Raw genomic sequence first — 8686 nt, 5'->3', positions numbered from 1 at the left:
TGCACCCGTAGCTCAGTTGGTTAGAGCACTACCTTGACATGGTAGGGGTCGGTGGTTCGAGTCCACTCGGGTGTACCACTCTCTTCAAAGAGTCTAAAATTTGAAATTCAAACAGTGCACCCGTAGCTCAGTTGGTTAGAGCACTACCTTGACATGGTAGGGGTCGGTGGTTCGAGTCCACTCGGGTGTACCATTTCTTATTATGTATTTCATTAATCCCCTCTGCTTATCAAACTAAATACAATTAATCTGCCTTTTAAAGCAGGTGTTTATGGTTTTCACTGCCTTTATCTTTTGATTTAAAATTCATTCCCAAATATCTCAAAGTTCAACATCCATAGTAATATCCTGTGCTAAATCAAATATTCGCAGTGGTATTTCTGCACCCTCTCCAATCCTTTTAAACGAGCGGCCTAAAAATTTTTGACTAAGTACGGCATCGAACAGACACTCGAAGGTTAAGGTCGCAGAATAATGCATTCAAAGTCTGTTCGTTGAAAATAGCGTTAAGACAATCATCTGCAATTATCATCACCGCTCAATAGTGAGCGATCCTATCTGCATTTATCGAGGAAATCCCAATGTCGAATGAAGGTTATCATGAACCCATTACTGAACTCACCGATAAAACCAAGGACATGCACCGTGCACTTACATCACTGATGGAAGAGCTTGAAGCAATAGACTGGTATAACCAAAGAGTTGATGCGTGCAAAAATAATGAGTTGAGAGAGATACTTATACATAATCGAGACGAAGAAAAAGAACATGCTGCAATGCTACAAGAATGGATAAGGAGACAAGATCCGAGCTTTGATAAACAGCTAAAACATTACCTTTTTACAGATACGCCTGTTGCTCACACACCTATTGTTCACAAATAAGTATTCAATCTGGCTGTTTGAGCAAGCCATTTTCGTGAGCAAACGCCTTTAGTCACTAAAAAGGCCGTTCTTATAATACAATTGCACCATTTAGCTCATTTCATACAGCCTTGCAGAATACTAGCGTGCAAATGTATTACTACGGACACTGTATTCTACGGACTTAGTGACTTTCATTTTTAGCGTGAAGGACTTCACCTAATGCCACCTTTCTCGCGTGTAAATCTTAGGCGTATAGGACCTTTCAATCTCAGAATGGCGAGCACTGCCGTGCAAGAAAAACGAGCGATGTCAGCCATTTTTGAACGACTAAAAACATCACTCACTATTTTTAGCTACCTACGGCAGTTAGAAATGACGACTCAATATTGAGGTCGTACATGACTTAGGCTTTATCGCTCAAATTTTACCGAGTAGAAGGAGTATAACGAGGATCAATACTACCAAACCTAATCCACTGCTCGGGCCGTACCCCCAGCTCTTACTGTGTGGCCAAGTCGGAGCCACACCGATCAGCATCAGAATCAAAACCACCAATAATATTGTTCCTATACTCATGAGAGTCTCCTAGACATTATGGATATAACTCGAACCAGAAATCTTAATCAATATGACAAAGATCCTTTTAAATACCCACATAAAGCTGCCAAACTTTATGCTTAAGGTGCTTACTTAATTGTAAAAGCCGCTGACATCAACTGTGTTTTTCGGCATCCTTAGTCGCTTCTTTTACATTACCAATTGCTTTTTGAGTTTTACCTTTTATCTGTTTCTGAACCCCTTTCATCTGCTGTTTCGGGTTGCCAACGATCTCACCAATTTTTTGCTGCACTTTGCCTGCAGCGTCTTTTATTGAACCTTCTATCTGGTCTTTGTTCATGGTCAATTTCCTTTTGTTGTTGATATAACATCTAAATAATAATGAGCGCTAACAATCAGCTATGAGCTATTGTTCATTTTTAGTAAATAGCGTTTAGTAAACATCTAAATATTTTTAGTAAAAATCTTAGTTGGTAAAATATCAATAAAGCTACATAGAAATTAGGCTAAAATTAATTCCGCGGTGTTTTCATAAAATTGTGTGACTGGCTCCACATCAATCATACCGTGTCAACTTAGGTATTAATGCTACAATATAACATTGGTTTAAATAGGGAAATATTTTGTAGCAATCTTGAATTTTATCTTAAGTATAAATTGTGGCGATCATTTTATTTACTGAAATCTAGTATTAACCATGACTGAATTCCATTATTTAATTACCTAGTGATTTTTTCAGCTAAAGCGACATCCTAATGATGAACCACAACATCAAGCTAAATAGCACAAACTATCTTATTAAGATAAAGCTTACCCATTAAAGGCATATCAATCTAAACTCTGTATCCAATTTATAATTTATCTAAAAGTGTGTCTGTGCGATAGCGTACACATTATAAATATTTTAATCCGCAATTTAACTTAAAACACAATGAAACATCAGCTGATACCTAATGTAGCTACATTTTGGCATATCATAGATGCCATTAAACATATGAATATTCAGTGAATAAGCTCAGAATGAACTAAGAGGTATAACTCTAAAACGTTAAAATGATCTAGAGGTGTTTATAGCATCTTGTAGAGCTTAGAAAACCACAGCTGGTAGTCTAAGGTTGTTTAGCACCAATTAGCCTCGACTGCTGATTTTTACAATAATGCTTCTATATTCGCAAGAAGAACACGATAACCTACGTTACCATAAAATATTTGTCTACCTTCGTCGATAATATAGCTTGGACTGCCTTGTAGATTTTGTTGTGTTGACTTTTGATAGTTGCTCATTAATGCGGCTATAGCTGAACCATCATGAACGCTTGAGATGATTTTTTTCTGTTCTAGCCCATAGAAATCAACCAGTTCATAAAGTATTTCAAGCTTACCAATATCCAATGCGTCGATAAAAAATGCACTCCGAAATTTCAATGCCATATTGATACTGGTGTTTTTGTCATAGATAAGTTCAATGGCTTTAAGCACTAAATGAGCATTGGCCGACGTTGTCGGTCTGACTTCTGTCCATATTTTTGAGTTCGTGGGAACGTCATCACGGATAGATGCAGATTTATGTACATGCTCTGCAAAACCATTATATTGACCTTTCTGTTTCCATTGCGTCTCAATTTTTGTTTGAACATCACCAAATACATCAAGATAATGATATTTAAAATGAATTTTATTTTCTAACTTTTGATTTAACTCATCAATACGTTGTTGTGCAACCCAAGCCCACACACAAAGAATATCAGAATAGTAATCAATGATCAGGGGTTGATTCATGTTAATCCTTAATAAGGTGGCAGTTTAAGTCATACACTCTAGTTTCAAGGCTAATCAATAATTATTGTGATGGCAGATCTACTTGTTACCCACATGAAGTCAAGATTTCAATATCTAAACTACAGAATAAATACCGAAGCTAAACCGAGCAATAGGTACAATAATGTGATTTTTAGCAGACATACTAGAAGTCATCGATTTGTTTCATATTACGTGCCAGCAATCGCTTTTTAGCTTCTTCAAGGGACAGTATATTGCTAAGAAATTCAGTTACGGAAGGTGCAGAACTGCAATTTTGTAGATATTCAAACAGCCCTACAATATTTTTATGATACTCAAGTGTGGCCATCGCTATTTCATCCGTATCCATCCTCTTAAACGGATGTTCACCTATGGTGTTAAAAGGAATAGCGGTTTTTTCATAATAATGCCGACAATAAGTGTTAAGTGCATTGCTATTGCCATTATCTTCGAACTGTCTGATAACCAGTGCCATTTTTGCTCGTGGGCTGAAATATACTCCAACAGTAATCCGCTTCTTTTGCTATCATTTGTAAGTGCGCAATGTGCCGCAAATGCATGCAGCTGTTGGTGTATACTTCTAGTCCATTGCATAACATCATAAAGCGTTTCTATTTGCATATTATTCTCCTCAAAACGGGAGTCCTTGGTCTTTACTGTGAAAAATGAATCACTTTTCTATGCATTGATAAAAATAAACTTACTAAACAAGCTCATATTAACAATGGCATTATTCCTCATTAAAAGCGCAGTTTTGAAATGATTATTGACTAAATAGTCAAACGCTGATGTCTATTATTGATGATATGAATTATTGATAATTTGTTATCAACATAAAATACTTTATAAGTCCAACAACGGCTTAATCTATGTAACATCTGGTCTTTAGCTTAAAAAGCTGGCGATAAGCCACAACCTTGTAATAAGGCTAATGACATGAGTATACCTATATTTTTCTATTGACTCTGTTCGTTGCCGCACTGATTGTTGACAATACAATGCGCACAAGAAAGAAGGAAAACTACCAATACAATATGTTGCACTTCCATAACTAGATTGTAGGGCATCATCTTCCCGCTTTCAGTTAATAACAGTATTAGATTTGGGAACGAACCATAGGTGAGCTAGCCCAATATTTACCGATATCGGTACTGAGTCGTTAATACGCACTAAACGAGCCATTAAAACATTTAGAATAACAATAATAGAAGATACAAAAGGAGTAGCCGATAACTCGACTACTCCTTTTATTTAGCGGAAAATTTAAAAGCGGTAATTAAAGCTCAGGGTCACATTACGTGGGGTTCCATAGTGATACACACTGTATGCAAGAGGCATATAGGATGCTGCAGACATATAGGCATAGTATTTTTCATCCAGCAGGTTTTCGAGATTTAATTGTAGGTCCATATTTTTCGCCAGATTATAACGAGCCATTAGGTTAACTAGTGAATAAGCATCTTGCTCAATTACAACGCTACCATTCTGTGCGTAACTATCACTCTGCCAGTTAACGCCACCGCCAACAGTTAATTCAGGTAAATGATCGACAAACTGATAGGTAGTAAAGAGTTTAAACTGTTTGCGAGGGCTCGTGGTCTCAAGTTCTTTGCCTTCTGCATCTTCTGCGGTGAATTGAGAGTAACCTGCCGAAATATTCCAGCCATCAATAAACTCACCTACAACTTCTAACTCAAAGCCAGTACTTTTAGTACCTTGTATTGCATAATAAGCACTTGTCTGACCATTTGCTTTTTGCTCATCCGTCGGCTCAAAGTCTGTATCTTGCTTAGCAAAATTATCCTGTTCAATCTTAAACAGTGCCACAGTGGTGTGTAGACGGTCGTCCAGATAAGCGCTCTTTAAACCGATTTCATAGGCTTTACCTTCGAGTGGATCCAGATAGTTACCGCTAGCATCTTGTTTATTCTGCGGATTAAATATTTCGGTATAACTGGCGTAAACACGATGCTCTTCGTTTATGTCATACAAGGCGCCAACATAAGGAACGAACACGCCATCATCACCAAAGTTGGTATCAGTACCATAGCTGACCCCTTCGCGGTTCCAACTAGAAATACGGCCACCGGCAATCACTTTTAAATCATCGGTAATTGTCAGTCGCGTTGCTGCGTAGAAACCTTTCTGCTCAGTATCCATATCCAACTGACGATTGGCGTTTGTTGACCATTCAGGCTCTTCAAAGGCGTTGCTTTGCCAATCATAAAAGTTTTCAACTGCCTTTGAGTCCCAGCCCGTCATATTCTCACGGATGGGTTCATAGGTATCTGCATAGGATTTCTGTTTGCTGTATAAGGCACCAGTCACAAATTGATGCTCACGGTTAAAGAGTTGGTAATCGCCTTTCAACTGAAAATCGAAATTATCAGAGTTACTTTCACCATGGCTGTGATAACGCTGGCCGCTCAATCCTGCACCGGTTTCTTTATTCAGCAAGCCAGACATATAGATCATTTTAGTGGTGGTTTCATATTCCATGCGATTATAGTTCGCCACCAACTGCCAACCATTGCTGAAATAATGGTTCAAGTTAGCAAAATAGTTGATGTTAGTCGTTTCCCAACGGCTCCAATCTGCCGCTGTTGTAGTAGAAACATCCCAATCAGTAGCCGAACCATCGCTGAATACTGCTGGTAACGCACCCCACATCGCTCCTTTGGGATTGTTGTTATTGTAACTACCGCCGACGCGCAGCATAGTGTTGTCAGTAATGTCTGAATCAATTACGCCGTAAAGAATGGTCTTACGATCTTGATAAAGATCCTGATAAGAATCGCTATTGACATATTTAGCGACCATACGACCACGTACACTGCCACTGTCGTTAAGGCCATTAGAAACATCTGCGGTAACTTGTTTTTTATCCCAGCTACCCGTAGCAACATCAACATAGCCCTTAAGTTCGTCACTGTCGGCATGTTTGCGCACTAGGTTGATTGAAGCAGAAGGATCCCCTGCCCCCGTTAGTAAGCCTGTTGCACCACGCACCACCTCTACACGCTCGTACAGAGAGATATCAGACACAGTCTCACCTGCATCACCCCCCAAACTCCAAGATAAAGGTACGCCATCAATCTGGTAATTCTGAACCGCAAAACCACGGGCCATAAAGCCATTTCGAACGTTATCTGTTTTAGATGAAGACAAACCTACTGTGTTATTAACCACATCAACAACGGTATTGAGTGCCTGATCCTGGATCCGTTCAGCGGTCAAGATGCTCACTGACTGTGGCGTTTCCTGCAGTGACAGCCCTAAGCCTGTGGCGGTATCAATGGTTCGACTCACAGTGTACTTGCCCATCACTGTTATTTTTTCAATATTTTGATCATTTGCATCTGCAGCAGAAGACGGCTCTGCAGCCAAGACTGACAAAGGGTTTAATGCCAAAGTAATGGCAGACGCGAGAGGTAGTAGATAAAAGCGCATAGTAATTTAGGGAGTTTATTTAGGATGAACATACGGTAACACTATTGCGAATCACTTTCATTTGTATTTTGGTGATGTATATAACAAATTCATCATTTATTAATGAGGAATAAACGTTCCCGTTGTGTTTATGCCTTCAAAAGTGAGCGTTTACGGTGAAAAAGGTTATTCTTTACCCGTATTCGGTTAATCATTCTTAATCTACGCCACTAAAAGCGACCCTGAGATTATTACTCCATAGGATCGCCATTAGTGTTTAGTTTTTATCTCATCAGTGTGTCTGTACTATTAGCTCGGCAGGCAGAGGCCACTTTGCCACTTGCCACTCACCTTGCCAATTCTCTATCGATATCCACAGACTATCTGCGGAAGTTAGCGTCTTAGTTGCGATGGCGTGTACGTGTTGGCCATGCTTATTACCGTGCAAAATACCATTCTCACTGCGCTGTAAATCTGCTATTGGCAAAGCCTGCGTTCCAATATTGGCATAGCCTTGGCGTATATTGCCTACCTCACCTTTTTCAAAAACCAACATGAAATCTTTCACATAGTCATCATGATGCACATAGGGTGCTTTTAGATCTAAGGGTAAAGGGGCTATTTTAAATTCACCTAACTCTTGAGCCTGCCAGGCCGGTGGAAATGTAGGTGTTAGCGACTGATACAAAAACAATAGAGGGAACAATAGAATAAACCCACTCAGTTTATATTTATTTTTTTGCCAAAAAGTTGAATGAATGAAAGCCATTAACGTACCTCCTCTAACCTATCTGCCACAGTACTGGGGGATTCCATTTTTTTAATTGCACGCACATTACGCAGTCCCCACATCATAAACCCCGTGATTGACATACCCGATAGGATCATCCCAAAAATAAACCAAATGATTTTTGTCCAGATACCACCTAAGGTACCGTAATGCAAAGGATCTGCGATATGCATTAGTGTTTGTATCCCTGTCATCGTCTCGGGTGATGTCGCTCTTGCAATCTCCCCCGTCCAAGGGTTAATGCTAAGGTTGTAAGAATACTGATCGTAAAAAATGTGCTCGCCACTACCGCTCAGATGATACATGTCACGATTATGCTCGGGTTTCATCACATAGCTTGGTTGAAAGTCTGGAAAGTGCGTTTGCGCTAATGTTAAGGCTTGTGCAAATGACACGCTTGGATCTGTGGGATTCACATCACCCTTTTGGATAAAGGGCAATTGCTCAGCAGCAACCAATGGCGCATGTGGCTCGATATCAATATCTGCATGCCAAAAAATGGCTTGGACTAAATACCATAATCCGGTAACGGCCATAATCGCGATAAACCAAATAGACCACACACCAGACAATTTATGCAAATCGGCCAATAGTGTCTTTTTACCTTGACTCACACGCAATTTCGGAGCAAAAAAACTTCGCCAAAAACGTTTATAAACAATGAGTCCCGTCACTAAAGACGCGAGCATAAACAGCGCCATCGAACAGACAAGGTAATAACCCAAGCTGTAACCGCTTTGCCAAGGAAATAATAACCAAGCATGCAAAGATCTGATAAAACCGGCAAATGTCATGCCTTCATTAATCTGTTGGATCTCACCAGTGTATTGATTGACATAGGCCATGGCATAGGGTTTATCAGCGTCACTGAACATAATCACATTGACCATATAAGGTTCTAAGGTCATAGCACCAGAGACTGCCGCACTTGGGTAGGCTTCCTCAACAATCGTCATCAATTCACTAACCGGTTTTACGGGTAAATCATTAGGGTTCAACGCCCTCGATGCAGGATTCGTTAACCAAGTGATCTCATGACTCAGTACCGCAATCGTCCCCGTCAAGCAGATAAAACAAAATAACAACCAAATTGGGAGCGACACCCAACCATGCAACATAAACCAGAATCGGTTACTGATCTTCGCCATTTGTGACTTTCCTAACACTTATCGAATTTCGCGAGTGTAAAGGTAATGCAAATTGTTATCAATACGATGTGCTGGGAATTGTTTTCAATTAGAAT

General features: G+C 39.6%; 8 protein-coding genes and 2 tRNA genes. 3 read left to right on the top strand and 7 right to left on the bottom strand.

Translation table 11 applies throughout. From position 1 onward, the window contains the following. Window position 1: 1 nt before the first annotated feature. The 3 genes from GWI56_RS13860 to GWI56_RS13850 all read left to right on the top strand — a co-directional run bounded on the left by GWI56_RS13860 (window position 2) and on the right by GWI56_RS13850 (window position 884). Window positions 2–78 (top strand) — tRNA-Val (locus GWI56_RS13860). A gap of 38 nt (window positions 79–116) precedes the next feature. Continuing rightward, a tRNA-Val gene (locus GWI56_RS13855) sits at window positions 117–193 on the top strand. 388 nt (window positions 194–581) lie between these two features. Further along, window positions 582–884, top strand: a complete 303-nt coding sequence (locus tag GWI56_RS13850) for a ferritin-like domain-containing protein (RefSeq protein ID WP_028759930.1) — start codon at window positions 582–584, stop codon at window positions 882–884. 399 nt (window positions 885–1283) lie between these two features. Here the strand turns inward: GWI56_RS13850 and GWI56_RS13845 are convergent, their stop codons facing one another. From GWI56_RS13845 to GWI56_RS13815, 7 genes are all read right to left on the bottom strand, one after another. After that, window positions 1284–1436, bottom strand: a complete 153-nt coding sequence (locus GWI56_RS13845) for a DUF3309 family protein (RefSeq protein ID WP_347339137.1) — start codon at window positions 1434–1436, stop codon at window positions 1284–1286. Window positions 1437–1578: 142 nt separating this feature from the next. Next, a complete protein-coding gene (locus GWI56_RS13840; protein WP_198573216.1) occupies window positions 1579–1764 on the bottom strand; it encodes a CsbD family protein in 186 nt (61 codons plus the stop codon). Window positions 1765–2573: 809 nt separating this feature from the next. Then, window positions 2574–3203, bottom strand: coding sequence for a DsbA family protein (locus tag GWI56_RS13835; RefSeq protein ID WP_198573215.1), 630 nt, complete (start codon window positions 3201–3203; stop codon window positions 2574–2576). Between the two features lie 184 nt (window positions 3204–3387). Further along, window positions 3388–3699, bottom strand: a complete 312-nt coding sequence (locus tag GWI56_RS13830) for a hypothetical protein (RefSeq protein ID WP_242068406.1) — start codon at window positions 3697–3699, stop codon at window positions 3388–3390. A gap of 788 nt (window positions 3700–4487) precedes the next feature. Then, window positions 4488–6674, bottom strand: coding sequence for a TonB-dependent siderophore receptor (locus tag GWI56_RS13825; protein WP_198573214.1), 2187 nt, complete (start codon window positions 6672–6674; stop codon window positions 4488–4490). A 271-nt stretch (window positions 6675–6945) separates the two neighbouring features. After that, on the bottom strand, window positions 6946–7422 hold the full coding sequence (locus GWI56_RS13820; RefSeq protein WP_198573213.1) for a hypothetical protein: 477 nt from the start codon (window positions 7420–7422) through the stop codon (window positions 6946–6948). Continuing rightward, on the bottom strand, window positions 7422–8591 hold the full coding sequence (locus GWI56_RS13815; protein ID WP_198573212.1) for a PepSY-associated TM helix domain-containing protein: 1170 nt from the start codon (window positions 8589–8591) through the stop codon (window positions 7422–7424). Before GWI56_RS13815 ends, GWI56_RS13820 begins: the two co-directional genes overlap by 1 nt. Window positions 8592–8686 lie beyond the last annotated feature (95 nt).

It is taken from the genome of Shewanella sp. DW31 (assembly GCF_015767295.1).
Lineage (GTDB): Bacteria > Pseudomonadota > Gammaproteobacteria > Enterobacterales > Shewanellaceae > Shewanella > Shewanella oncorhynchi.
Note: the sequence above shows the minus strand (reverse complement) of the source record. Positions and strands in the feature narration are given on the sequence as shown.

Coding starts and splice junctions, on each gene's coding strand:
- GWI56_RS13850 (WP_028759930.1), top strand. CDS start 582: ATGTCGAATGAAGGTTATCATGAACCCATTACTGAACTCACCGATAAA.
- GWI56_RS13840 (WP_198573216.1), bottom strand. CDS start 1,764: ATGAACAAAGACCAGATAGAAGGTTCAATAAAAGACGCTGCAGGCAAA.
- GWI56_RS13835 (WP_198573215.1), bottom strand. CDS start 3,203: ATGAATCAACCCCTGATCATTGATTACTATTCTGATATTCTTTGTGTG.
- GWI56_RS13830 (WP_242068406.1), bottom strand. CDS start 3,699: ATGGCACTGGTTATCAGACAGTTCGAAGATAATGGCAATAGCAATGCA.
- GWI56_RS13825 (WP_198573214.1), bottom strand. CDS start 6,674: ATGCGCTTTTATCTACTACCTCTCGCGTCTGCCATTACTTTGGCATTA.
- GWI56_RS13820 (WP_198573213.1), bottom strand. CDS start 7,422: ATGGCTTTCATTCATTCAACTTTTTGGCAAAAAAATAAATATAAACTG.
- GWI56_RS13815 (WP_198573212.1), bottom strand. CDS start 8,591: ATGGCGAAGATCAGTAACCGATTCTGGTTTATGTTGCATGGTTGGGTG.